This is a genomic window from Streptomyces sp. NPDC054932 (genome assembly GCF_053610205.1).
In genome coordinates this window covers 66,534-91,084 of record NZ_JBSGXU010000009.1, presented here as the reverse complement: position 1 = coordinate 91,084, position 24,551 = coordinate 66,534, and the positions used below count along the sequence as shown (strand labels likewise).

General features: G+C 71.8%; 24 protein-coding genes. 15 read left to right on the top strand and 9 right to left on the bottom strand.

Annotated elements, in window-relative coordinates:
* Positions 1 to 214 precede the first annotated feature (214 nt).
* The gene (locus ACWGE1_RS04615) at positions 215 to 1,093 is read left to right on the top strand and encodes an alpha/beta fold hydrolase (RefSeq protein WP_453419092.1); all 879 of its coding nucleotides are present in this window, start codon (positions 215 to 217) and stop codon (positions 1,091 to 1,093) included.
* Positions 1,094 to 1,315: 222 nt separating this feature from the next.
* Positions 1,316 to 1,834: a hypothetical protein gene (locus ACWGE1_RS04610; RefSeq protein ID WP_453419091.1), complete on the top strand. Its 519-nt coding sequence runs from the start codon at positions 1,316 to 1,318 to the stop codon at positions 1,832 to 1,834.
* A 100-nt stretch (positions 1,835 to 1,934) separates the two neighbouring features.
* Here the strand turns inward: ACWGE1_RS04610 and ACWGE1_RS04605 are convergent, their stop codons facing one another.
* The 3 genes from ACWGE1_RS04605 to ACWGE1_RS04595 form a co-directional block, all read right to left on the bottom strand.
* Entirely contained in the window at positions 1,935 to 3,605 is a 1,671-nt protein-coding gene (locus tag ACWGE1_RS04605) for a transporter (protein ID WP_453419090.1), read from the bottom strand.
* Positions 3,602 to 4,444, bottom strand: a complete 843-nt coding sequence (locus tag ACWGE1_RS04600; protein ID WP_453419089.1) for an ABC transporter ATP-binding protein — start codon at positions 4,442 to 4,444, stop codon at positions 3,602 to 3,604. Before ACWGE1_RS04600 ends, ACWGE1_RS04605 begins: the two co-directional genes overlap by 4 nt.
* A gap of 130 nt (positions 4,445 to 4,574) precedes the next feature.
* A complete protein-coding gene (locus tag ACWGE1_RS04595) occupies positions 4,575 to 5,255 on the bottom strand; it encodes a bifunctional DNA primase/polymerase (RefSeq protein ID WP_453419098.1) in 681 nt (226 codons plus the stop codon).
* A 220-nt stretch (positions 5,256 to 5,475) separates the two neighbouring features.
* Between ACWGE1_RS04595 and ACWGE1_RS04590 the strand changes: the two genes are divergently transcribed.
* Together ACWGE1_RS04590 and ACWGE1_RS04585 are read left to right on the top strand one after the other, a co-directional pair.
* Positions 5,476 to 6,855, top strand: a complete 1,380-nt coding sequence (locus tag ACWGE1_RS04590; protein WP_453419088.1) for a transcriptional regulator — start codon at positions 5,476 to 5,478, stop codon at positions 6,853 to 6,855.
* A 162-nt stretch (positions 6,856 to 7,017) separates the two neighbouring features.
* A complete protein-coding gene (locus ACWGE1_RS04585) occupies positions 7,018 to 8,355 on the top strand; it encodes a hypothetical protein (protein ID WP_453419087.1) in 1,338 nt (445 codons plus the stop codon).
* 60 nt (positions 8,356 to 8,415) lie between these two features.
* Here ACWGE1_RS04585 and ACWGE1_RS04580 read toward each other — a convergent pair whose 3' ends face one another.
* Positions 8,416 to 9,705, bottom strand: coding sequence for an ABC transporter substrate-binding protein (locus ACWGE1_RS04580; RefSeq protein ID WP_453419086.1), 1,290 nt, complete (start codon positions 9,703 to 9,705; stop codon positions 8,416 to 8,418).
* A 196-nt stretch (positions 9,706 to 9,901) separates the two neighbouring features.
* Here ACWGE1_RS04580 and ACWGE1_RS04575 point away from each other — a divergent pair, with 196 nt between their 5' ends.
* Entirely contained in the window at positions 9,902 to 10,348 is a 447-nt protein-coding gene (locus ACWGE1_RS04575; protein WP_453419097.1) for an SCO4402 family protein, read from the top strand.
* Between the two features lie 14 nt (positions 10,349 to 10,362).
* Positions 10,363 to 11,247 carry a formyltetrahydrofolate deformylase gene (gene purU / locus ACWGE1_RS04570; protein ID WP_453419085.1) on the top strand — a complete coding sequence of 295 codons (885 nt, stop codon included), beginning with the start codon at positions 10,363 to 10,365 and terminating at the stop codon, positions 11,245 to 11,247.
* 190 nt (positions 11,248 to 11,437) lie between these two features.
* On the opposite strand, the gene ACWGE1_RS04565 is transcribed toward purU, so the two are convergent.
* Positions 11,438 to 11,956, bottom strand: coding sequence for an EF-hand domain-containing protein (locus ACWGE1_RS04565; RefSeq protein WP_453419084.1), 519 nt, complete (start codon positions 11,954 to 11,956; stop codon positions 11,438 to 11,440).
* A gap of 302 nt (positions 11,957 to 12,258) precedes the next feature.
* On the opposite strand from ACWGE1_RS04565, the gene ACWGE1_RS04560 reads away from it, so the two are divergent.
* Both ACWGE1_RS04560 and ACWGE1_RS04555 read left to right on the top strand, forming a co-directional pair.
* Positions 12,259 to 12,822, top strand: a complete 564-nt coding sequence (locus ACWGE1_RS04560; RefSeq protein WP_030732432.1) for a sigma-70 family RNA polymerase sigma factor — start codon at positions 12,259 to 12,261, stop codon at positions 12,820 to 12,822.
* Positions 12,819 to 14,111: a zf-HC2 domain-containing protein gene (locus tag ACWGE1_RS04555; protein WP_453419083.1), complete on the top strand. Its 1,293-nt coding sequence runs from the start codon at positions 12,819 to 12,821 to the stop codon at positions 14,109 to 14,111. Before ACWGE1_RS04560 ends, ACWGE1_RS04555 begins: the two co-directional genes overlap by 4 nt.
* Positions 14,112 to 14,594: 483 nt before the next feature.
* On the opposite strand, the gene ACWGE1_RS04550 is transcribed toward ACWGE1_RS04555, so the two are convergent.
* Positions 14,595 to 14,927 carry a hypothetical protein gene (locus ACWGE1_RS04550; protein ID WP_266442139.1) on the bottom strand — a complete coding sequence of 111 codons (333 nt, stop codon included), beginning with the start codon at positions 14,925 to 14,927 and terminating at the stop codon, positions 14,595 to 14,597.
* Between the two features lie 350 nt (positions 14,928 to 15,277).
* Here ACWGE1_RS04550 and ACWGE1_RS04545 point away from each other — a divergent pair, with 350 nt between their 5' ends.
* Genes ACWGE1_RS04545 through ACWGE1_RS04535 form a run of 3 tightly spaced genes read left to right on the top strand, consistent with a single transcriptional unit; the run spans position 15,278 to position 17,163 of the window.
* Positions 15,278 to 16,468, top strand: a complete 1,191-nt coding sequence (locus ACWGE1_RS04545) for a Twin-arginine translocation pathway signal (protein ID WP_453419082.1) — start codon at positions 15,278 to 15,280, stop codon at positions 16,466 to 16,468.
* Position 16,469: 1 nt separating this feature from the next.
* The gene (locus ACWGE1_RS04540; RefSeq protein WP_453419081.1) at positions 16,470 to 16,784 is read left to right on the top strand and encodes a 4a-hydroxytetrahydrobiopterin dehydratase; all 315 of its coding nucleotides are present in this window, start codon (positions 16,470 to 16,472) and stop codon (positions 16,782 to 16,784) included.
* Positions 16,693 to 17,163: an NUDIX domain-containing protein gene (locus ACWGE1_RS04535; RefSeq protein ID WP_453419080.1), complete on the top strand. Its 471-nt coding sequence runs from the start codon at positions 16,693 to 16,695 to the stop codon at positions 17,161 to 17,163. The genes ACWGE1_RS04540 and ACWGE1_RS04535 overlap by 92 nt, the downstream gene beginning before the upstream one ends.
* On the opposite strand, the gene ACWGE1_RS04530 is transcribed toward ACWGE1_RS04535, so the two are convergent.
* A complete protein-coding gene (locus ACWGE1_RS04530) occupies positions 17,048 to 17,428 on the bottom strand; it encodes a hypothetical protein (RefSeq protein ID WP_453419079.1) in 381 nt (126 codons plus the stop codon). The genes ACWGE1_RS04535 and ACWGE1_RS04530 overlap by 116 nt on opposite strands.
* Before the next feature lie 388 nt (positions 17,429 to 17,816).
* Positions 17,817 to 19,370 carry an AMP-binding protein gene (locus ACWGE1_RS04525; protein ID WP_453419078.1) on the bottom strand — a complete coding sequence of 518 codons (1,554 nt, stop codon included), beginning with the start codon at positions 19,368 to 19,370 and terminating at the stop codon, positions 17,817 to 17,819.
* Between the two features lie 129 nt (positions 19,371 to 19,499).
* Here ACWGE1_RS04525 and ACWGE1_RS04520 point away from each other — a divergent pair, with 129 nt between their 5' ends.
* From ACWGE1_RS04520 to ACWGE1_RS04505, 4 genes are all read left to right on the top strand, one after another.
* Positions 19,500 to 20,696 carry an amidohydrolase family protein gene (locus ACWGE1_RS04520; RefSeq protein WP_453419077.1) on the top strand — a complete coding sequence of 399 codons (1,197 nt, stop codon included), beginning with the start codon at positions 19,500 to 19,502 and terminating at the stop codon, positions 20,694 to 20,696.
* Complete coding sequence (locus tag ACWGE1_RS04515) at positions 20,696 to 21,850, top strand: acyl-CoA dehydrogenase (RefSeq protein WP_453419076.1); 1,155 nt, start codon at positions 20,696 to 20,698, stop codon at positions 21,848 to 21,850. Before ACWGE1_RS04520 ends, ACWGE1_RS04515 begins: the two co-directional genes overlap by 1 nt.
* A gap of 5 nt (positions 21,851 to 21,855) precedes the next feature.
* Positions 21,856 to 22,752, top strand: coding sequence for an acyl-CoA dehydrogenase family protein (locus ACWGE1_RS04510; protein WP_453419075.1), 897 nt, complete (start codon positions 21,856 to 21,858; stop codon positions 22,750 to 22,752).
* A 400-nt stretch (positions 22,753 to 23,152) separates the two neighbouring features.
* Positions 23,153 to 23,629 (top strand): ATP-binding protein, encoded by a 477-nt coding sequence (locus ACWGE1_RS04505; protein ID WP_453419074.1) that lies wholly within the window; start codon positions 23,153 to 23,155, stop codon positions 23,627 to 23,629.
* Between the two features lie 166 nt (positions 23,630 to 23,795).
* On the opposite strand, the gene ACWGE1_RS04500 is transcribed toward ACWGE1_RS04505, so the two are convergent.
* Positions 23,796 to 24,413, bottom strand: coding sequence for a TOPRIM nucleotidyl transferase/hydrolase domain-containing protein (locus tag ACWGE1_RS04500; protein ID WP_453419073.1), 618 nt, complete (start codon positions 24,411 to 24,413; stop codon positions 23,796 to 23,798).
* Between the last annotated feature and the right edge of the window lie 138 nt (positions 24,414 to 24,551).

Below are 24,551 nucleotides of genomic sequence, written 5' to 3'. Positions count from 1 at the left end.
GTCCTCCCCTTGTGACCTGGAGCCCCGAGCTCTCAAGGTCGTCCCCTCGGACCGTCTTCCCCGAGCGGCCCGCCTCCCTGTTGAAAGGATCTCCATCGGCAACGGCGGCCAATCCTTGAGCAAGGTCACTCGAAAGAGCGGTGTTGTGGGCGAGAAACCCGTTTTCGAATACGGGTTCGATAGTCTGGCGGGGAGCGAAGGGGGTGCATCTGCGGTGGTACAGCGCGTCGATGTGACAGGGGCCGAAGGAGTCCGCCTGGCCGCCTGGGAGTTCCGCGAAGCAGAGGCCGAACCCGACACCCGCCCCGGGGCCCTGTTACTGCACGGCCTGATGGGCCGCGCCCTCCACTGGGCCGGCACCGCCCGCTGGCTCCGCGAGCGCCGCCGCGTCGTGGCCCTGGACCAGCGCGGACACGGCCAGAGCGCCCGCCCTCCCGCCACCTCCGACAGCACCCTCACCTCCCTGGGCCGCGAGGCATTCGTGGCCGACGCCGAGGCGGCCGTCGAACAGCTCGGTCTCGCCCCCGTGACCCTGATCGGCCACTCCATGGGCGCCCTCACCGCCTGGCAGCTCGCGGCCCGCCGCCCGGAACTGGTCGAGGCCCTCGTCATCTGCGACATGCGCGCCTCCGCCCTGGGCGCCGCCTCCCAGCAGGAATGGGAGGACTGGTTCCATCACTGGCCCCTGCCCTTCCCCACCCAGGACGCGGCCCGCCGCTGGTTCGGCGAGGACGACCCCCGCGTGGAGCGCCCCGACCCCGGCCGCGGCGCCTTCTTCGCCGAGGTCATGCAGGAGGCGTCGGACGGCTGGCGCCCGGTCTTCTCCCGCCGCCAGATGCTGACGGCCCGTGAGACCTGGGTCCACGACGCCCACTGGGAGGAGCTCGCCCAGGTCCGCTGCCCGACCCTGGTGGTCCGCGGCCTCGACGGCGAGCTGGGCCGGGCCGAGGCCCAGGAAATGGTCCGCGTCCTCCCGGCCGGCCAGTACGCGGAGATCCCCGACGCGGGCCACTACCTCCACTACGACCAGCCGACGGCCTGGCGCGAGGTCCTGGAACCCTTCCTCGACGGCATCAAGGCCGAAGCGCCCTGACCGGCCGGCGCGGGCGGCCCCGGCGGGCATCGTCCCGGTGAGACCGCCCGTCGCCGCCCGTCGCCGCCCGGGGCCGCGCAGGGGCGCCCGAGGCCGCGCGAGGCTGCGTAAGGCCGCGCGAGGGCGTATCAGCGGTTTGTCAGCGGGCTGTTCGGGAGCTGTCAGGGGACGGCGTCATGGTGACGTCGTCGCCAGGCAAGCACCGAGAAACGAGGAACCCCGATGAACGCCGTCGCCGCCCTGCAGCTCCTGATCGCCCTCGCCTTCCTGAGCATCCCCGTCGTCCGCAGCCGCTACGGCGCCCGCGCCCAGGCCGCCGTCGAGGCCGAGTTGGGGCGCCAGGGCGTGCGCACCACGGTCACGGCCGAGAACGGCATGCGGCTCGACGCCGGCGGGCACGAGACGTGGGCCCCCGTCGGGATAGCGGTGTCCCTGGCCGTGCCCGCCGTGCTCGGGCTCGCCGGGAGCCCGTGGAGCGGGACGCTGTCCTGGATCGTCCAGCCGCTCGTCATCCTCGTGAACTGCGTGATCCTCTACTCGAACCTGACCGCCGTGCCCTCCGTGACCGCCGCCTTCGCCAAGTCCGGTGACGCCGAACTGCAGCGCATCGACGTCAGGTCCATGCTCCGCGCCGCCGAGGACGGTTTCCCCGACTGGGTGATGCCCGGCCTCCAGAACATCCGGCACGTCGTCGTCTTCGCGGGCTCGATCGCGGTGCTCCTCCTGCTCGCCGCCCGTTGACACCACGCCCGCCGATCCGCCTGGCGCCGGACCCGCGCGAACGGGCCGGCCTCCGCTCCCGCAGGGGAGAGGAGGCCGGCCCGTTCGGCGTGGTCGGCCGTCAGCCCTTGCTGACCGCCAGCAGGATCTCCGGGAGCTTGCGCGCCACGGTCGGCGCGGAGAACCGCAGGCCCGCCCAGGTGGCCAGTGCGCCCCAGGCCACACCCAGCGGGAGCACGATCCAGGAGATGTCCTGATGGTCGGCCACCTTGAGCCAGATCGTCAGGGCGATCACCGGGGCGGCGATCACCGCCGAGACCAGCAGCCCGCCGAAGATGCCCGCCCAGGCCAGCCCGGCCTGCCCCGGGACGACGTTCTTGAAGGCGCCGTCCGACGGGATGGAGTACGGGAAGCGGGCCGAGGCCAGTGCACCGGTGCAGAGCATCGAGCCCAGCAGGGCCAGGGAGAGGCCCGTGGCCGCGGGGAGGGTGGACCAGTCGCCCATCACGGCGGCAGTGACCACGGTGACGAGGACCGTGTACGGGACGGTGACCAGGGCCAGCGCGACGGCCCGGGCACGCAGTTCCACATAGGCGTCGCGCGTCGTCGAGATGGTCTGCGCGACCATCCAGAACGCCGAGGTGTCCTGCCCGAACTGGTTGTACATCTGCATGCCGAGCATGCTCGCGCCGAAGCAGGCGAGGTAGACGGATCCCGTGCCCTGGAGGGCGTTGAAGACCGGGATGATCATGCCGATCGCCAGCGCGGTCACCCAGGAGGCCTTGGTCTTCGGGTCGCGGACGGCGTAGCGCAGGGTGCGCTGCATGGCCGCGCCCGTCCGCCCGGCGGGCAGCAGGGACCACAGGCCGCCCGCGCCGCGGTCCTTCGTCGGCCGGGCGGCCGCGATGGTCGAGCCGTCCGGGGTGACCATCAGCCGGGTCAGGCTCCGCTCCCAGAACCACAGGAGGGCGGCCACGGCGGCCAGGGTCAGGGCGAGTTGGGCGGCCGCCACCCCGTACGCACCCTCGCTCGCGGAGTCCACCATGCCGACGGCGGTCGCCGGCGGCAGCCAGCGGACCACGGCCTCGACGGGCTCCAGCGTGGCGAGGCCGCCCGCCTGGAACAGGCGCTGACTGGCGAAGTTGACCAGCTGGCCGCCCACCGCGATCAGCAGACCGCTGAGGATCGCCAGGTCACGCCCCTTGCGGCTGCTCAGCAGCCGCACGTTGGCCGTGGCCACCGCCCGCGCGAGGGTCACGCAGCCGAGCACCAGCAGCGGCGCGGCCACCACCGCGGCCACCGCTCCGGCGGCGCCGCGCGCGACGGCCACCACCGAGCCGACGGCCAGGCACAGCGTGAACAGCGGCCCGATGCCGACCAGCGAGGAGGCGAGCAGGGCCCGTACGAGAGGACGCGGGCGCAGCGGCAGCATGACCAGCCGGCTCGGGTCGAGCGTCTCGTCCCCGGTGGGGAAGAACAGCGGCATGAAGGCCCAGGCGAGGGCCAGGATCGCGGCCAGCAGGACGACGACGGTGCCCGCGCGGGCGTGCCCGTGCAGCAGGGCCAGGCCGAGCGTCATGAAGAAGCCGACGACCAGCGCGAAGGCGAGCGTCGTGAAGTAGGCGGCCTTGCGCTTCGAGGAGCCCTTCAGGCCGTTGCGCAGCAGCGACAGCTTGAGCCGGACGAAGATCGGGGTCAGCGGGATCGACGCGACGGAGGAGGCCCCCGTGGCTTCCGCGGACCCGTTGACGGCGGTGGTCACCACGGCGGCCGGGTTGGCGGGCGAGGTCATCGCGATCCCGCCCCGGAACCGCCGCCGAGCCACTCCAGCGAGTCCCCGGCCGCGTCGCGCCCGTGCGCGCCGACCAGTTCGAGGAAGGCGGCCTGCAGTGAGGGTGCGGAGCCCCGTACGTCGGCCAGCGGGCCGGCTGCGCGGATGGAGCCGGCAGCCATCACCGCCACCCAGTCGCACAGGGACTCGACGAGCTCCATCACGTGGGAGGAGAAGATGACGGTGGCCCCGGAGGCCGTGTAGCGCTCCAGCACCCCGCGGATGGTCTGCGCCGACACCGGGTCGACGCCCTCGAACGGCTCGTCCAGGAAGAGCACTTCGGGGTTGCGCAGCAGTGCCGCCGCCAGGCCGATCTTCTTCCGCATGCCGGTGGAGTAGTCCACGACCAGCTTGTGCTGCGAGCCCGCGAGGTCGAGGACCTCCAGCAGCTGCGTCGCGCGCTTGTCGGTCTCCTCGCCCGCCAGCCCGCGCATGCGGCCCATGTAGCCGAGCAGTTCGCGCCCCGACAGCCGCTCGAAGAGCCGCAGCCCCTCGGGCAGGACACCGATGCGCGCCTTCACCTCGGTCGGGTCCGCCCACACGTCGTGCCCGGCGACGTGGACGCGCCCCATGTCCGGGCGCAGCAGTCCGGTCACCATCGACAGCGTCGTCGTCTTGCCCGCGCCGTTGGGGCCCACCAGACCGATGAACCGGCCCGCGGGCAGCTCCAGATCGATCCCGGCCACGGCCACCTGATCGCCGAACCGCTTCCACAGTCCTTCCACCCGCACGGCGGGCGGAGCGGATCGCGCGCCACCCGCTCCGTACGCCCCACCCGTCGCATCGCCCCGGTCCGGCATGCGCCTGCCTCTCATTGCGTCCCCGTTGGTCGTTCCTTCTTCACCATAGGAGGGCAGGGAGGGGCCTGAGCAGTTACTTATGTCATGAGTTTTCGCCCCGATTCGCAGGTCCGGCGGGCGAGTTGCCGGGTCAGCCCTGGCGCCGCTTGCGTTCCGCCGCGGCCTCGCTCCCGCACGCGTAGGCCAAGGCGTCGATCAGTTCCTCGGTGTCCGGCAGCCACCGGTTGGCCGGCGTGGGGCGCTGCGCCCACTGGACCGATCCCCGGCCGCCGAAGCGGGTGGGCGGCGCCGCCACGTACTCGCCCTCGCCGCGGGCGACCAGGTCGATCGTGGCCGCGGGCCAGCCCAGCTTGCGCACCAGGTCGGGCACCTTGACGCCGGCGCCCGGCAGGACGAAGAACAGCATCCGGTGGTCGGGCGTGAGCGTGACCGGCCCGAGGGTGCGCTCCATCCGCTCCAGCCGCGCCAGCGCGAGGAATCCGGCCGAGTCGGGCACGTCCAGCGCGTCGAACGTCCGGCCGGTCGGCAGCAGGATCGAGGCCCGCGGGTGCTTCGCCCAGATGCGGCGGACCTGCACCGCGCTGCCGGTGGCCTGCGCCGCCCAGTCCTTCACCGCCGGGTGCGCGCCGGGCGCCGGGCAGTCCTCGGCCCCGCAGGAGCACAGCTCGCGGCCGTCCCCGGGTTCCAACCAGGTGCCGGCGAAGACATCCCAGTGCCGTTCTTCCGCGTACCGCACGGCATGGTCCAGCAGCTGCTCGCCGCGCTGCTTGGGGATGGGTGCGGTCTCCGTGACTCCGATGGTCTCTTCCACGCCCATCACAACTCCCCGGGTCACCCGGGGTTACGGGCGTAAACCCGGCGGCGGGCGGAGCATCGATCCTGCATACGGGGCGCACTGATGCACGCGTGGGGGCGCGTAGGAGGCCGGGGCGCCGCAGTTGGGTAGCTGCACGACGCAGAGCGGAAGATTCTCCGCACATCAGGCGGGAAGTGATCATTCCAACGATCACCCGCGGCCTCAGGGGGTTTTCATGGCAGCCAGGCCTCTCGTCGCCCGCCAGCCGAACGAACGGCTGCAGGCGCTCATCCAGGAAGCCGGGTGCTCCAACGCCGGGCTAGCCCGGCGCGTGAACATGTGCGGGGCCGAGCACGGCCTCGATCTCCGCTACGACAAGACCTCCGTGGCCCGGTGGCTGCGCGGCCAGCAGCCGCGCGGCCGGGCGCCGGGGATCATCGCCGAGGCGCTCGGCCGCAAACTGGGCCGGACCGTCACCATCGACGAGATCGGCATGGCCAACGGCAAGAACCTCGCCTCCGGCGTCGGCCTGCAGTTCTCCCCGACCGTCATCGGCGCCATCGAGCAGGTCTGCGAGCTGTGGCGCAGCGACGTCGGCCGCCGCGACTTCCTGGCGGGCTCCAGCGTGGCCGCCTCCGCCCTCGTCGAGCCGAGCCGGGACTGGCTGATCACGGGGGCCGACTCCCAGGTCGCCCGCAGCGGCGGCTCCCGCGTCGGCATGCCGGACGTCGAGGCGGTCCGCGCGACCACAGAGGCGCTCAAGGACCTCGACCACCGCTTCGGCAGCGGGCACGTCCGGCCGGTGGTCGTGCACTACCTCAACTCGGTGGTGTCCGGGCTGATCGGCGGCTCGTACCGGGAGCCCGTCGGGCGGGCCCTGTTCGCGGCGGTGGCCCGGCTGACCGAGCTCGCCGGCTACATGGCGGTGGACACGGGCCAGCCGGGCCTGGCCCAGCGCTACTACATCCAGGCGCTGCGGATGGCGCAGGCCGCGGGCGACCGGGCCTACGGCGGCTACGTGCTCGCGGCGTCCATGAGCCACCTCGCCGCAGAGCTGGGCAACCCGCGGGAGATCGCGCAGCTGGCGCGGGCCGCCCAGGAGGGGACGCGGGGGCAGGTCACCCCGCGGGTCGAGGCCATGTTCTACGCCGCCGAGGCGCGCGGGCACGCGCTGCTCGGGGACACCCGGGCGACGGCGGTGCTGTCCGGGCGGGCGGTCAGCGCGCTGGAACGGGCTCAGCCGGAGTCGGGCGACGACCCGGTGTGGATCAGCCACTTCGACGCGGCGTACCTCGCGGACGAGCTGGCGCACTGCCACCGCGACCTGGGCCAGGCGGACGCGGCGGCCAGGCGGGCGGAGGAGGCGCTGCGGGGTCTGCCGGCGGGCAAGGCGCGCCGCCGGGCCATCGGGCTGCTGGTGCTGGCGGCGGCGCAGGTGCAGCAGCGGGAGGTGGAGCAGGCCTGCCAGACGGCGGCGAAGGCGGCGGAACTGCTGGAGGGGCTCCGCTCGAACCGGGGCGTGGAGTACCTGGACGACTTCCGGGCGCGGCTGGAGCCGTACCGGGAGGAGGCGGCGGTGCGGGAGTTCGCGGCGCGGCTGGAGGTGACGGCCTAGGAGATGTCCTGCCGGGGCGGGGCCGGGGCGGGGCCGGGGCGGAGCCGGGCGGGCCGGGCAGGGGCCGGACGGGGTTCGGGGTGCTCTCACGGTGGCGGTGCGTGACGGGGTAGCGTGACCTGACGGTCCCGTAGGGTCGGGCGAGTCGGAGAAGGAGTCCCGGTGACGCAGAGCGGACAAGGGGGCGCCCCCCAGCCGGGTGCCCCGTGGGGTCCGGACCCGGCGTCCGGATACCCGGCGTACCCGGAGCAGCCGCAGTCGCAGCCGCCGCACCCCGGCGCCGCGTACGGCTACCCGCAGGCCTATCCCGCCCCGGAGGGCGCGCCGCCCGGTCACGTGGTGGGGCCCGGCTACGAGGGGGCGGGGGATCCGCACGGTTATGGCTACCCGCCGCTGCCCGAGGCCGCCACCCAGTACATCCCGCCGGTGCCGGCCGCCCCTTCGTACGGGGAGGCGGCGACGCAGTACATCCCGCCGGTGCCCGCGGCCGCCTCGCACGAGGAGGCGGCGACGCAGTACATCCCGCCGGTGCCGGCCGCCGCCTCGCACGAGGAGGCGGCGACGCAGTACATCCCGCCGGTGCCGGCCGCCCCCTCGCACGAGGAGGCCGCGACGCAGTACATCCCGCCGGTGCCCGCCGCCGACGGGTTCGACGGGCTCTTCCGCGGTGACAACGACACCGCCGGACACACCCAGCACCTGCCGCCGGTCCAGGAGCCCGTGCTGCGGCAGCCGCCGCCGCGACCCCAGCAGCCGCGCCCCCAGCAGCCCCGACCGCACCAGCCCCGCCCGCAGCAGCCGCAGTACCAGCAGCAGCAACCGCACCCGCAGCAGCAGTACGCCCCGCCCCCGCCGCCCCCGGAGCCCGCGCGCAGGGTCTCGCCCGGGATCATCGCCGCGGTGGTCGTCGGCCTCGCCGTCGTCGGGCTCGGCGTCGGTTCGCTGCTCGCCGACGACAAGCCGCAGAACAACGACCCCGGCGCGGTCGCCGGGACCCCGGCCGCGAGCGGCGGCTCCGCCGCCCCCGGCGGCGAGGCCCCGGTCGATCCGGCCCGCCCGCAGGCCGTCCAGCTGGACAAGCTCCTCGCGGACAGCAACGACAGCCGGGCCGCGGTGATCAAGGCCGTGGAGGACATCAAGGGCTGCAACAACCTCGACCAGGCGGCCGCCGACCTGCGTGACGCGGCCCGCCAGCGCGAGGAGCTGATCACCCGTCTCCAGGAGCTGAAGCTCGACCGGCTCCCGGACCACGCGAAGCTGTCCGCGTCCCTCACCAAGGCCTGGCAGTCCTCGGCGGACGCCGACGACAGCTACGCCGCCTGGGCGGACGACGTGGACGACGACAAGTGCAAGGACGGCAAGGCCAAGGTCACCAAGAACGCCGCCGACGGCAACAGGTCGAGCGGCGAGGCGACGAAGGCCAAGGAGTCGGCCGCGACCCTGTGGAACGCGATCGCGGCCAAGCACGGCCTCACCAAGCGGGACAAGTCCCAGCTCTGACCGGGACGCGGCGGGCCGCTCCGACCGCGGCCGGTCCGTGCGCGCGGCCGGCCGTCCGCGTCAGGCCGTGCGCGGCGCCTGCACCAGGGTCGGGGTCATGTCCAGGGGCTGCTCCCCGGGCTGCGCCACGAGCCGCCCGGCCTGCACGATCTGGAAGGTGACCCGGCCGTTGACGATGCGGGGGAAGCCGGCGACGGCGCGCATGTCCTGGTAGCGCCAGCTCAGGTCCGGGGTGAGGCCGCCGGTCTTGACCGGCTGCGCCTCGTTCAGCGACCGCTTGACCTTGCGGGCCGTGAGGGGCTCGTCCTCCTTGAAGCGGTTCACGATCTCGCTGAGCACCGTGTACGCGATCCAGGTGGTCTGCGCCCCGCTGTCGTCGGGGTCGACGTTGTCGTCGCCGAAGGCGAAGTCGGAGACCACCTTGCGCATGGGCTCCCAGAGGGGATCGGCGGACACCGGGTACCAGCTGGTCAGGTACGCGCCCTCGAAGGGGCTCTCCTTGCCGCCCGTGCGGTCCACCAGGGACTGGCTGACACTGCCCAGGACGGAGGAGATCTGCGGCTTCTTGCGCTGGGCGTCGGTCCGGCGGAAGGCGTCGAAGAAGGTCTCGGTGCGCTCGCCGAGGACCGCCGTCACGCAGCCCTTCTCCTTTTCCTTCTCCTTGCCGGTGCCGCTGGTGTGCGCGAGGGCCTCGCGGGCCTGCTGGCCGAAGTCGGCGGAGTCCTCGGCGGCCCGGATGTCGGAGGCGTCGGCCATCTTGTTGGCGCGCAGTCCGGCGTTGAGCAGGACCGGCAGGGTGTCGCCCGCGAGGGTGTCGGGGCGGACCAGGGCGACCTGGTCGCAGGCGCGGCCCAGCTGGTGCCCGGCGCCCGCGATGAGGACGGGCTGGCCGCCGTTGACCGGGTAGGACAGCGGGGACTGGAACTCCTCGGAGGAGACTCCGTAGCCGCCGATGAAGGGGATGCCCTCCGCCTCCAGCGGGGCCATGAAGGCGCGCCCGTGCTGGCTGTAGGAGCCGACGACGGCGACCGCCTTCTCGGTGACGGCCTTGCGGGCGCAGTCGGCGGCGCCGCTGGGCGTGTTCTTCTCGTTGCAGGTCAGTACGCGCAGTTTGCGGCCGTTGATCCCGCCCTTGGAGTTCACCCAGCGCTCGTAGGCTTTGGCCATGCCGGTCATACCGGGCATGTTGGTCGCTTTGGTGCCCTCCGGGGCGAAGGTCATGACGGTGAGGGTCTCCCCGGAGCCCCCCGAGCCCCCGGGGAGCGCACCGCAGCCGGCGATGAGACACGCACCCATCGCCGTGGCCACGAAGGTGCGGGAGAGAGATGCGGCGCGTCGCAACTTGGTCATGTCCATGCACCATTCCGCCCCACCGGTAACTGTCGAGTGAGATGGACACAACATCGGGTGACGCCCAGGTGAATTACCGGGGTGCGCTCCCGTGCAGGCGCCTGAAGATCGCCCCGAACAGGAACGTACGATCGAAAGCGTGACATTCGCCCAAGGTTCGAAGAACTCTTCCCGACGCGGTGGCCGCTCCTCCACCATGGGCGGCATGCCCCTCAACGACATGCCGTGGTGGCGCTGGCGCTGCAACGTGCGCTCGGCGCTGCACATGCTTTCCGATCCGGCCTTCCACGAGGACACGTGGCTGACCGGCGACGATGCCTACGGCGACGTCACCGACGCCGTGTACCGGCTCGTCGAGGACACCTGGCTCGACAGCTGGTCCGCCGAGAAGTACGTCGGCACGATCTTCCGCGACTCCCAGGAGGCGACCCTCGTCGACCTCGCCGTGCTGCGGGTGCTGCGCATCCTCCACCAGGTCGGGCCCGACGCCCCCGTCTCCGCCTACCTGGAGCACCACGCGTGGCCCGAGGCGGTGCGTGCCGCGCGCGAGGCGCACGTACGGCTGGCGGAGGCGGACGGGGACGACCCGGACGTGCGGCCGACATCGCTGGATGCGTTGAAGATCCTCACCCGCGCGGTGTGAAAGGCTGTGCGGTCATGAGCGACCCGCACAACGAGGCCCCGGCCCAGCCCCAGCCCCAGTACGTCCTGACCATGTCCTGCCCCGACAAGCAGGGCATCGTGCATGCCGTGTCGAGTTATCTCTTCATGACCGGATGCAACATCGTGGACAGCCAGCAGTTCGGAGACCGGGAGACCGGGCTGTTCTTCATGCGGGTGCACTTCGAGGCCGAGCCCCCGGTGACCGTCGACAAGTTGCGGGCCAGCTTCGCGGCGATCGGCGACTCGTTCAAGATGGACTGGCAGATCCACCGCTCCGAGGAGCGCATGCGGATCATCCTCATGGTGTCCAAGTTCGGGCACTGCCTGAACGACCTGCTCTTCCGCTCGAGCATCGGCGCGCTTCCGGTCGAGATCGCGGCCGTGGTCTCCAACCACACCGACTTCGCCGAACTGGTCGCCTCGTACGACATCCCGTTCGTGCACATCCCGGTGACGAAGGACACGAAGGCGGCGGCCGAGGAGCAGCTGCTGGAGCTCGTGCGTGCAGAGAACGTCGATCTGGTGGTGCTGGCGCGGTACATGCAGGTCCTGTCGGACAAGCTGTGCACGGAGCTGAGCGGGCGGATCATCAACATTCACCACTCGTTCCTGCCGAGCTTCAAGGGCGCGAAGCCGTACCACCAGGCGCACGCGCGGGGCGTGAAGCTGATCGGCGCGACCGCGCACTACGTGACGGCGAACCTCGACGAGGGGCCGATCATCGAGCAGGAGGTCGAGCGGGTGGGGCACGAGGTCACGCCGGAGCAGCTGGTGGCCGTCGGCCGCGACGTGGAGTGCCAGGCGCTCGCGCGCGCGGTGAAGTGGCACAGCGAGCACCGCGTGCTGCTGAACGGCGCCCGCACGGTGGTCTTCGCGTAACCGGAGGGGCCCGGCGGGCTCGGCCGGGCCGGGTGCGGACCGGCCTGGTTCGGACCGGCCTGGTTCGGACCGGCCGGGTTTGGACCGGCCTGGTGCGGACCGGTCCTGCAGGTCGGAAGGCGGCAGGGCAGGGCGCGGCAGGCGGGGCCGTGCGGCCCCGCCGCTGGTCGCCGGACGCGCGCCGCGGGCGTTACGCGTCCGGGGCCTCCACGCCGCAGTAGCCCGCGAAGGCCGCCAGGATCTCCTCCTCGGAGATGTGGCCGTCGCCGTCGGCGTCCAGGGCCGCGGCCACCTGGGTGGCCAGCTCCGGGGCGGTGCCCAGGACGCGCAGCACCCGGGCCGCGTTCGCCGGGGTCGTGCCGGCGCCGCCCTCGTCCGCCACCGCGATCACGGCCCGCAGGAACGGCCGCGCGATCTCCGCGAACCGCTGCGGGTTGTCGCGCAGCCGCTTCGCGGCCCCGGTGATGAACTCCTCGCGGGACACCCGCTGGTCCCCGTCGACGTCCGCGATGCCGGCCATGCCCTGCCAGAAGGCCTCGGCGCCCGCGAAGACGGCCTGGCCCTTGTCCGACCGGGCGGTCGTACCGAATTCGGCCAGGACGGCCTTCGCGGCCGCACTGAAGTCCTCACGGTCGATATAGCCGGACCCGTCCTGGTCGAAGGTGGCGAATCGGGCGGCGATCTTGCGCTCGTATTCTGCGCTTTCCATATTCGGCGTTCCGCCTTCACATGTGCAGTGGGGTTCAGATCAAGACAAGGCAGGAGCGTAAGGCCTATGTGGCCTGCGCGTTAAGCGAAGCGGTCAAGGAGGCGGCCGCATCGAACCCGCGCACGGGGAGCGCGGTGGGGCGCGTACACCTGTCCCCATGTGCCCTCGGACGTACCACCGTTCACACCGTGCCACGCCCCTATCACGCAGGGCGCACTTCCAGGGTGAGGTTCTCCCAAAACAGGCGCGATCCGCCATGTGCCCACTACATTCGATGCGTCGACACACGGCTGGGGGCATTCATGCCGAAGGACGCACCACCGCGCTGGGACCGCCGCATGCAGCAGCGGCTCGCCCGTGGCGAAGCCGCCGCGCTCGGGGAGCTGTACGACCGCTTCGCCTCGCTCGTGCACAGCCTGGCGCACCGGGTGCTGGGCGACGAGAAGGCGGCGGACCGGATCACCCGTGAGGTGTTCGGCTACATCTGGGAGAACCCGGACGCCTACGACCCCAAGCAGGGCTCCATGCGCTCCTGGGTCGCCCGGATCACCCAGGGGCAGGCAGTGGCCCGGCTGCGCCAGGCCGAACTGGGCCGGGGCTCCCGCGAGGAGCTGGAACAGAAGGTGCGCAGCGCCAACGCGGCCGCCCGCGCGGACTACATCGTCACCTCGATGCCGGCGCCGCTGCGCGCCGCCCTGGAACTCGCGTACTTCAAGCGGCGCGACTACCGGCAGGCCGCCGCCGACCTGCAGATCAGCGAGGACGAGGCGCGGCGCCGGCTGCGGCTCGGGCTGCAGTTGCTGTCGACCGCCAACGCCCTCCCACAGGAGGAAACCGCCCGGTCCGGATATGGAACCCCTCGATGAACGGCCCTGCCCAGTCGCCCGATGACGGATACGAGCGTCCCGGCGGCCAGGCGCGGATACCGGGCCCGCGCGGGGCCGCCGACGATCTCGATCCGGGGCGCGCGCCGCGGTCGGTGCCGCTCCCGCCGATGCCGGCGCCGGTGCCACCGATGCCGATGACGCCGCCGCCTCCGACGGAGCCGCCGCCGCCACCCTCGCACGCGGTGCTGAAGTCCCTGCTCGGGGCGTGGGCGCTGGCGGCCTGCTCGGCCGAGGAGACCCAGGCGGTGGAGGACCACCTCACCGAGTGCGCGCCCTGCGCGGAGGAGGCGCTCCGGCTGCGCGACGCGGTGGGGTTGCTGCACCCGGAGGAGAATCTCGACCTGAAGCCACTGCTGCGCTCGCGCGTCCTGGAGGACTGCCTGGGCAAGCGGCCGGCCCGCATTCCGGTGCCGGCGTGGGCGAGCCCGTACGACACCGAGACCGCGCGGCTCGACGCGCTGCTGCAGGACTTCGGGGACTCGGAATGGCACACCCCGGTGCGGCTCAAGTGGTTCGAGGAGGAGCGGCGCCGGTCGCAGCGGACCACGGTGGCGGGGGTGATCGGCCATCTGCTGACGGTGGACGGGCTGATCGCCTCGGCGCTGGGGCTGGACGACCCGCTGGGCCCGGACGCGCCGAAGGGCGGTCCGACCGTGCGGACGGAGCACTTCTGGGGTGCGTCGGAGTACCCGATCACGCGGCAGGTCCGCGACCCGTGGCGGGAGCAGGGCCACACGCTGGTGCGTACGGTCTCCTTCGCCGGCCGGGGCGTCGCCGAGCTCGCGGTGGACTACGGCGGCTTCGCGCTGCCGCTCGGGGACGCGTTCCTGGAACGGGCCTTCGAGTGCTGGGTGCACGCGTGGGACATCGCGGAGGCGGTGGACTACCCGTACGAACCGCCCTCCGGGCCGCACCTGCACCGGATGATCGACCTGGCGGCGCGGCTCCTGCCGGGTGCGCTGGCCCAGCGCAGGCGCGCGGGTCTGGCGGCCCCGGCGCGGGGCCTGGTCGCGGCGGGCGCGCCCGGACGCACCCTGCACCTGGAGATCGAGGGCGCCGGTGGCGGCGGCTGGGACATCGCACTGGACTCGCCCGGGGCGAAGCCGTCGCCGGAGCGGACGGTGGCGGAGATCGCCCTGGACGGCATCGAGTTCTGCCAGCTGGCCGCCGGTCACATCTCTCCGGAGGAGGCGGCGGTGGGCCAGCACGGCGACCGCGAGGCGATCCGGGACGTCCTGTTCGCGGCGGCGTCGCTGAGCAGGCTGTAGGGGGGCGGGGGGTACGGGCCGTTGCGCGGGCGGGGCCTTCACCCCCGCGACCCCTACCCCCCACTCGGCGGCTGCCCACCCACCCCCGGGTGCGGGCCGGCTCCGGAACGGCGGAGCCGACCGGCCGGAGTCGGGAAGCTGGGCGGGGTCGCGGGTGGGCGGGGTCCACTCGGGCGGCATCAGGGAGGGGTATGGGGGTTTCCCGTCAGTCCCATCGTCCCTCCGGGTCGGGCCGGTCCCTCAAGGGCGCTCCCTGCGGTCGCGTCGCTTCGCGATGTCGCTGCGCTCCACCCTTGACCGACCGTCCCGCCCCGGAGAAACGAAAGACTGCCGAGAAGCCCCCAAAAGAACGAGCCGGTCCAAGGCACGAAGGACGGGGACATCACAGATGCCCGACCTGATCCCCATGGGCACGACCGAGAGGCGAGGCCCATAGAAGCCCGGCCGGGTTCGGGGGAAGCGCATCCGATCGCTACGCGCTCCTCATCTCTCAGCGTCTCCAGCCCGTCCTGGGCCGGACATAGGCCGCCCACGATCCATGGGTGCTTCTCGATGGCTGCGACCGGCGACCGTTCGGGGCTGATCCAGAAGCGTGCCGGAGAGCTCTTGGCCGGCGGGTTGGATGTTGGAGACCGATGTGGTGATCTCACGGCCGGATGCGACACGGATGTAGGCCAGCTCCGTCCAGTGCTCGGTGGCCGAGTCCGAGACGTTCTCGTTGATCACGGCCATCAGCTCCCCCTCAACGCCGGAGGCGAGATCGCGTACCCGGCGGCGCAGGAGCCTGTGCGGCACGTACTCGTATGTCTCAGACACCGCTGGGTGCCGCCCGCTTGTGTGCGGCGCGGAGAAACCGATCCCACCCTGCGTCCGCGCGCGCGAGCAGCTCAGGGCTGGGGCCTTGTGACAGGTGGCGGAACGAGAAGTCTGAAGGTCGCTTCAGATCGCTGAAGTGCGGCGGAATTCCGCGTCGTTCTCCTGCGCTGTTCTTCGTCATACGGTGATGATGGGCTGGCAAGGAGAGGGATCGATAGGCCATCGTCCGGCCGGCGACGGCCAGGGTTTGGCCACGACCGGTGACGGCCGCTATGACAGCTCAAGCTGAGGTCATGGGAACTCGAAACGACGCACTCCGAGCGGCGAGGCTCCGGGTCGGCTGGCGGACGATGGACCAGGCCGCGAAATGCCTTTCCGCGCATGGGAAGCGCCTCCTTGACGACCGGCACTTCGAGGTGTCGCCCCGGACGTGGCGGCGCTGGGAGGGCGAGCGCCCGGGTTGGCCACCGGAAGAGACCGCCATCGTGCTGCATGACGCTTTGGGGCGCTGGCCCGAGGACCTGGGATTTACGGTGCCCGCTGGGTGGATCCGCCCCGAGGTTTTCCATGAGGACGACGTGAATCGTAGGCAGTTCGTATCCGCCACGGCGGCGGCTCTTGTCGCAGGGCCGGTCGTGCATCAACACGTCGACCCCGCCCTCATCGACTACTTCGAGCAGCAACTCGAAGGGCACTACAGGGCTGACATGTTTCTCGGGCCCCATGACTTGATCGGCACCGTCAGTGCGCAGTATCAGCTGATCGACAAGCTCGTCCGTTCCGCGAAAGGCGAGGTGCGTCGTGGTCTCTTGCGGGCCGGAGCTTCCTACGCCGCTCTGGTCGGCTGGTTGTACCAGGACGCGGGCGACTTGCCGGCCGCAACGTTCTGGCGAGGGGTTACGCAGGAGATCGCTGTTCGGTCCCGCGACCGTCATCTCGTCGGCTACAGCTTGGTGAATCAGGCACAGGTCCGCACGGATCTCGGTGACGGTTACGGAGTGATCGACCTTTGTGAGGCCGCCCTCGACGGTCCGGATCGGCTCTTCCCCAAGGTGCGGATCATGGCCATGCAGCAGCAGGCGCACGGTGCCAGTCTCATCGGTGACCGGGTGGCAGTGGACCAGCTGATCGACGCGGCCGGCGGGCTGCTTTCTCATGTCGACGACGACTTGCCCTGGGGCAATGCCTGCCGGCGCACGCCGGGCTATCTGGAGGTCCAGCGCGCGACCTGTTACGGCAGGCTCGGCCTCGGTAGAGAGGCCGAACGCCTCTGGGCGCAGGTTCTGGACGGCGTGCCGTCGACCGCGCGCCGGGATCGTGGTGTGTTTCTCGCACGCAGAGCGACTGCGGCGGCCGAGTCCCGGGAGCCTGACCGTGCGGTCGAGTTCGCCCGGTTGGCTGTCGAGATCGCAGTGGAGACCCGCTCTGCCCGCACGGTGCGCGAACTCGGCACTCTGGAGCGGGCTATGAGGCCGTGGCACGATGCCTCGGTGGGCCGGGATCTTTCCGAGATTCTGGCGCCTGTGACTGAGGGGGTCTGACATGGGCGTGCTGAGGGTGTTGTCCGACGAGGAGATCACGGAGCGGCTGGCGGGCTTGCCCGGCTGGGAGCGTAAGGGGGATGAGATCACCCGCACGTACCAGATCCGCTATCACGCTGCGGTGGCAGCGATCGTGACCATCGCCGACCGGTCCCGACGTATTCAGCACCATGCGGATCTCGATCTTCGTATCGACCACTTGCGTGCGTCCATCACCACCCACGATGCAGGCCACCGGCTCACTGCTGCGGACTTCGAGCTCGCGCACCGCATCGACGCGATCGTTTCAGCGCACCAGGCCATCCCGCTGGATTAGACCGTTTCCTGGTGAGTCCACGATTTGCAGGCGGGTTGTGTGGAGTCGTGGACGCGATATTCGGGAGGACGACCCCAGCCCGGAAGCGAACAGCTTGGTCCCGACGGCTTCAGCAATCGTGGTTGATGACGAAGGCCGGGTGTTGCTGCAGTGGCGCACGGACAACGGTCGGCGGGCTTCGCCGGGTGGCAGGATGGAGTTGGGTGAGGGCATCGGGGATTGCGCGGTCCGGACATTTCGTTCGGACGTGAAGCGCCTCCGCCCTACCTCTTGCGGAGCGGGTCGGGTGCCGGACCGAAGTCCGTTCTGTGGTCCTTGGTCAGCGCAGCCAGAAGGATGGGGTCGGCATGGGCCTGCGCCGTGTGCTGCCACGCAATGAGCATCTGTTGGACGGATGCGTGGTGGCCGATCGAATCTGCGGCGCGCAGGGTGTCGACCAGTTCGACAGCGAAGGCATGGACGTCTGGCCCGGGGAGGAACCGAATCCAGGGAAATGCCTCTGGCAGCATGTTGCGGAGTGATTCCATGCTGTGCTCGCCTGCTGCCAGCGCTGCAACTAAGGCCCTGGTAGTGGCGGTGACAACGCCAGGCTGTGGCAACAGCGGTGATTCCTCCGGCTTGGAGGCAGCGTTCTCAGCGCGCATAGCGTTGAAAGTACTTTCGATCCCCTCCCTTGTGTCATCACCCGCAGGGGGGAGAGTCCCAAGACGCCCGCAGGCGCGCGATCGAGGAGCGTGGGGAGACCGCTAGCGGCCTCTGTCTGGCCCAGGAAGGGCTGGAGACGCTGAGAGATGGGGAACGGGTAGCGCTCGGACGCGCCCGTCGCCCCCGGGACCGGCCCGGCCTGCCCCGGAGGGACGATGGGACTGACGGGACCCCCCATGCACAGCTCTGATTCGGATCGAGTGGCTTCCTTACTCTCCGGAGCCCCCGTCGCGCCCACCCATGCCGCCCCAGCAGCTCCCGCCCCCGAAGCCCCCGCCCCACCCTCCCGACGCCGCCTGAGCGGCTCCCGCCTTTCGCCCGCAGGGCTTACGCGTACCGCTCCCGGAGTTTGTACTTCAGGACCTTGCGCAGGGCCTCGTTGCGGGGGAGGGACTCCAGGAGTTCGAGTTGCTCCGGGAGTTTGTGGGTGGCCAGGCCCTCCGCGCGGAGGTGTGCGGTCAGCTGGGGCAGGGTCAGGGGGGCGGCTCCCGGGGGCTGTTCCACCACGGCGCAGACGCGTTCGCCGCGGGCCGGGTCCGGGAGGCCGATGACGGCCACGTCCGCGACGCCCGGGAGTTGGTGGAGGAGGTCCTCGATCTCCTTCGCCGAGATGTTCTCGCCCTTGCGGATGATGACGTCCTTGCTGCGGCCGGTGAGGACCAGGTACCCGTCCCGTGTCAGGTGCCCGAGGTCGCCCGTGATCAGGTAGCCGTCGGCGTCGAAGACGTCCGCCGGCTCGTCGTGGTTCAGGTAGCCCCGGCAGACGGCCTCGCCCCGGAGGCGGACCTCGCCGTCGGTGTCCGGGGGCAGCTCGGTGCCGTCCGGGGCGGTGATGCGGATGGACATGCCCGCGGGCGGGCGGCCCTCGGTGGTGGCGAGGTTCTCGTCGGTGTCGTCCGGGGCGCCCATGGTGATCATCGGGACCTCGGTCATGCCGTAGCCGTGGGTCAGCCGGCAGCCCAGCTCCCGTACGACCGCGTGGTAGATCTCGGGCGGTTTGGGGGCGCCGCCGCCCGCGAGGAGGCGGAGGGTGGGGATGAGCGGGACGTCCGGAGTCTTGCGCTGCTCGGTCAGGAACATGGCGTAGAAGGCCGTCGATCCGCCGGCCACGGTGACGCCGTGGCGGCGGTAGCCGTCCAGGGCGTCCGGCATCGCGAACTTCTCGAAGAGGACCGCGGGGAAGCCGTAGAGCAGCAGCATCACGGTGTAGTCGGGCCCGGCTATGTGCGCGAAGGGGAAGGCCATCGAGCCGACGTCGGACGGGCCGAGGTGCAGGGCGTGCGCGAGGCAGGAGCCGCCGGCGATCAGGGAGCGGTCGGTGTGCAGGACGCCCTTGGGGTCGGAGGTGGTGCCGGAGGTCCAGTAGATCCACCGGACGTCGGTGCCGGAGGCGGGCGGTGGGGGCAGTACGGCCGGGTCGCCGTCGGGGAGGTGGTCGTAGGCGTCGAAGACGCCGCGCGCGCCGAGGCGCCGGGCCATCGCCGTGTGGTCGAAGCCCCGCCAGGTCCCGGGGACGGCGAAGTACTCGGCCTTGGACTCGCGCAGGGCGAAGCCGACCTCGCGGTCCCGGTAGAAGGGGATGACGGGGGTCTGTACGGCGCCGATCCGGGCGAGGGCGACGGAGAGCAGCACGGTCTCGATGCGGGTGGGGAGCTGCCAGGCGACGACCGTGCCGGGGCGTACTCCCATGGCGTGGAGGCCGGCGGCGACGCGTTCGGAGCGGTCGCGCAGTTCCCCGAAGGTCAGCCGCCGGTCGGCCGCGGGGTTCTCGGCCGCTTCGATCAGGGCGGTGGTGTCGGGGGTCAGTGCGGCCCGGCGGGCGATGAGTTCCCAGAGGGTTCGGGACCGGCTCAGTTCTGTCGCGGTCGCGGTGTCCGTCATCCCAGACCTCCCCATAGCTGACGGATAGTCAGATCAAGCGCAGAGCGTAGGGCGCTGACGCTTGTCGGTCCAGGGGTGGCGGGGCTAGCTTATTTCTGACGATCCATCAGATCGCGGAATGGGGAGACCATGGAACTGCCTCGGATCATCAGTGTCGACGACCACGTGATCGAGCCCGCGCACCTGTTCGACGTATGGCTGCCCGCCAAGTACCGCGACCGCGGCCCCAAGGCACTCACCGCCGGCATCGGCGAACTCGCCTACACCGGCGGCAAGTACGTCATCACCATGGACCCGGACGGACCGCCGACCGACTGGTGGATCTACGAGGACCTGAAGTTCCCGTACAAGCGCAACATCGCCGCCGTCGGATTCGACCGCGACGACATGACCCTGGAGGGCATCACCCGCGAGGAGATGCGCCGCGGGTGCTGGGACCCCAAGGCGCGCCTCGCCGACATGGACCTCAACCACGTCGAGGCCTCCCTGTGCTTCCCGACCTTCCCGCGCTTCTGCGGCCAGACCTTCGCCGAGGCCCACGACAAGGAGGTGGCCCTCGCCTGCGTGCGCGCCTACAACGACTGGATGGTCGAGGAGTGGTGCGGCGACAGCGGCGGCCGGCTGATCCCGCTGTGCATCATCCCGCTGTGGGACATCGACCTCGCGGTGGCGGAGATCCGGCGCAACGCGGCCCGCGGGGTGAGGGCCGTGACCTTCTCCGAGATCCCGACCTACCTGGGGCTGCCGTCGATCCACTCCGGTTACTGGGATCCCTTCTTCGCCGTCTGCCAGGAGACCGGCACGGTCGTCAACATGCACATCGGGTCCAGCTCCCAGATGCCCGCAGCCTCCCCCGACGCGCCCCCCGCCGTCCAGGCGTCGCTCAGCTTCAACAACGCGATGGCCTCGATGATGGACTTCCTCTTCAGCGGCGTCCTGGTGAAGTTCCCGACGCTGAAGCTCGCCTACAGCGAGGGCCAGATGGGCTGGATCCCCTACGCCCTGGAGCGGGCCGACGACGTCTGGGAGGAGCACCGGGCCTGGGGCGGGGTCCGCGATCTGATCCCCGAGCCGCCGTCCACGTACTACTACCGGCAGATGTTCTGCTGCTTCTTCCGCGACAAGCACGGGATCGCCTCGCTCGACGTCGTCGGACGCGACAACGCGACCTTCGAGACCGACTACCCGCACGTGGACTCGACCTTCCCGCACACCAAGGAGGTCGCCCTCGACCACGTGAAGGGGCTGGACGACGAGACGGTCTACAAGCTGATGCGCGGCAACGCCATCCGCATGCTCGGCCTCGACCTGGACCGCGACCGCTGATGGACCTGACCTACACCGAGGAGGAGCAGGACTTCCGCGCCCGGCTGCGCGAATGGCTCGCCAAAGTGCTCCCCGAGCTGCCCGCCCGCCCGTCCCCCGACGACTGGCCCGGCCGGCGCGCCTACGACCTCGGCTGGCAGCGCCGGCTGTACGAGGCCGGGTACGCGGGCCTGCACTGGCCGGTGGACGCGGGCGGCCGCGGGGCCACCCCGACCCAGCACCTGATCTTCCTGGAGGAGACCGAGCGCGCCGGGGCCCCGTACGTCGGCGCGAACTTCGTCGGGCTGCTGCACGCCGGTCCCACCATCGCCGCCGAGGGCACCGCGGCGCAGCGGGCGCGCTGGCTGCCGCCCGTGCTGCGCGGCGACGAGGTGTGGTGCCAGGGCTTCAGCGAGCCGGACGCGGGCTCCGACCTGGCCTCCCTGCGGACGCGGGCCGTGCGCGACGGCGAGGACTACGTGATCAGCGGGTCGAAGATCTGGACCTCGCACGCGGAGGTCGCCGACTGGTGCGAGCTGCTGGTGCGGACCGGGCCCACGGTCCCCAAGCACCGGGGGATCTCCTGGCTGGCGATGCCGATGGACGCGCCGGGGGTGACCGTACGGCCGCTGCGCACGCTCGCCGGGTCGACGGAGTTCGCGGAGATGTTCCTCGACGAGGTGCGGGTTCCGGTGGCCAACCGGGTCGGTGCGGAGAATGACGGCTGGCGGGTCACCATGGTCACGCTGTCCTTCGAGCGCGGGACCGCCTTCGTCGGCGAGGTCGTCGCCTGCCGCCGGACCCTGGGGGAACTGGCCCGGACGGCGAAGGCCAACGGCCGGTGGGACGACCCGGCGCTGCGGCGCAGGCTGGGGCGGCTGTACGGGGAGTTCGGCGCGCTGTGGCGGCTGACCCAGTGGAACGTCAGCGAGTCGGAGCGCTCCGGCGGGGTTCCCGGCATCGGGGGTTCAGTCTTCAAGCTCGCCTACTCGCACGCGCGCCAGGAGCTGTACGACACGGCGGCGGAGGTCCTCGGGGTCTCGTCGCTGTCCCTGGAGGAGGAGTGGACCCTGGACCGGCTCTCCTCCCTCTCGTACACGATCGCGGCGGGCACCTCGCAGATCCAGCAGAACATCGTCGCCGAGCGGATCCTCGGCCTCCCGAAGGGCCGGTGAGGGGAATGGACTTCCAGCCGACCGAGGACCAGCGGGACCTGCGGGCGGGTGTACGGGACCTGCTGGCGGGACGGTACGGGCGCGAGGCGCTGCGGGCGTCGGTGGACTCGGGCGCCGGTGTGGACCGCGCGCTGTGGCGGGAGCTGGGGGAGGCGGGCTTCTTCGCGCTGCGCCTGCCGGAGTCCGAGGGCGGTGTGGGCCTGGGGCTGCCGGAGGCGGTCCTGGTCTTCGAGGAGGCCGGGCGGGCCCTGGTGCCGGGGCCGCTGGTGGCCACGCACCTGGCCGCGGGGGTGGTTGCGGGGGCGGCGGTGGGGACGGCGGTGGTGAGCGCCTTCGACCTGGACGGGCCGCTGGTGGCGCACCTCGCGGACGCGGACGCGGTGCTGGGGGCGGACGCGGTGCCGGCCGGCGAGCCGGTGCGGTCGGTGGACCCGCTGACGCCGCTGCACCGGGTGGCGGCGGTGGGCGACGTCTCGGCGTACCGCGGGGCGGGGGCGCTGCTGACGGCCGCGCTGCAGCTCGGGAGCGCGCTGCGGACGGTGGAGCTGGCGGTGCGGTACGCGGGGGAGCGCGAGCAGTTCGGGCAGCCGATCGGGGCGTTCCAGGCGGTCAAGCACCTGTGCGCGCAGATGCTGGTGCGGTCGGAGGTGGCCCGTACGGCGGTCTACGCGGCGGCGGTGACGGGGGACGCGGGCGAGGTGGCCGCGGCCAAGCTCCTCGCCGACGAGGCGGCCGTGCGGGGCGCCCGGGACTGCCTGCAGGTGCACGGCGGGATGGGCTTCACCTGGGAGGCGGACGTGCACCTGCATCTGAAGCGGGCCTGGGTGCGGGCCCGGCAGTGGCGGACGGCGGCGCAGGCGGAGGAACTGCTCGCGGAGGAGCTGCTGGGCTCGGCGGGGTAGCGCGGCGCCGGGGCCGCCGGGGCTGCCGGGCCGGAGCCCTCGGCGGCCGTCGCTCACTGTGACGGCAAGGCACGGGAGGGACGGCGCGGGACGCATGTCTGATTACAGAGAGTTGATATCGGTTTGTGTCCTGCGCCCGACTCATTGCGGCCCGGAAGAGAGGGCCTGCTCCGGTACGCTCCCACGAATGCGAGCGGTTGAGCGGCGCAGGCGTCGCACAGTATGCACCACGCCCACTCCTTCGCGCGGGAATATGCCCGAAGCGCTTGTTGTGGTGACTGTATGTCAACCATGCTGCTCCGCAAGGGGATCACTCCCCCCGGGTTGCCGCCCGGAGGTACCCCCAGGTGATCCCGTCGGTCGCGAGGCGAAGTGTCCGCCGGTTCGGATGGTGTGAGCGGTGCAGGTGCTTCAGGTTCAGCTGGAGGTCGGAGCGGATCCCGCCGAGGTCGGCCGGGCCCGCCGGTGGGCCCGGTCCCGGTTGGCGGGGTCGGGCATAGGGGACGACGAGCCGCTCGCCGAGACGCTGATCCTGCTGATCTCCGAGCTGGTCACGAACGCGGTCGTGCACACGGGCTGTCCGGCCGTGCTGCGGATGCTGTTCGGCGGGCCCGGGGTGCGGGTCGAGGTGGCCGACGCGAGCGACCGGGAGCCGGCCCGCCGACAGGCGGCCGGGGACGACACGGGCGGGCGCGGCCTGGAGCTGGTCGACGGGCTGGCGGACCGCTGGGGCTGGCAGCGCGAGGGCGCGGGCAAACGGATCTGGTGCGAGATCGACCGTGCGCAGAAATCGACCTCGGACTGCGCCTCCGAGCGGGCCTCGGACGGCCCGTCGGAATTTCACACCCCGCCCCGGGAACCGCGCGTGTACCTCTAACGAGGTGTTGACGGTTCGTCACATCTTGATCACCCTGGTGTGGAGCGATTCGACGCGAGGGGACGCCAAGGACAGGCCTTGACGAGTGCGGGTCGTGGGGTGGCGGCTGCCGTGCCGCGCTCGGGGCGTGCATGCGCGCCGCCGCCACCCGCAGCACCTGGACCGGTCACAGCTCCGCGAGGAGGCCGTCGAGCGGGGCCGGTACCCGGTCGGGGTGCAGGGCCTCGGCGAGGAGACGGCCGTAGCGGATCTTGCGGCCCTTCTTCGTGCCGAGGAAGCGCCGCAGCTGCCGCTGCCGGGGCCGGCCGTGCTGTGCGGGCTGGCGCAGGAAGGTCTGCCAGGCGCGGAGGTCACCCTCGGCGCGCAGGATCTCCTCGACCGCGTCCGTGCCCAGGGCCCGGATCAGCTCGTCCTCCAGGTCCGCCACGCAGACGAAGAAGCCCCGGCGGGGCGCCCCCGCCCGCTCCAGGCCGCGGTCGTAGAAGCCCTGCTCGCCCTCGTCGCACAGCCCTGTCAGGCGCAGTCCGAGGCCGGGCGGCCCGAGGAGGCCGGTGTAGCGGCCGACGCTCATCGCCCCGCCCATCGGTATGACGCACACCCCCTCGGCGGCGAGGTCCCGCCCGTGCACGGCGGCCAGCGCCTCCACGGCCGCCGAGTCGCTGGGTCCTTCCAGCAGCACCGCCGTCCGCACCCCCAGGAGGACGGCCAGGTCGCGCGCCGCCGCGTCGCTGCCGCCGTTCGCCCAGTCGCCGACCGCATCCCGGAATGCCCGCATGTCCGCCATGGAGCGAGTCTGCGCCTCCACCGGCGTCACGGCACGGCATTTTCCCGGGCGGCCCGGGCCGGAACCGCTGCGGAACACTGAGCCGGAACCACTGAGCCGGAACCACTGAGCCCCGAATCCCCGTGCTCCCATACGGTG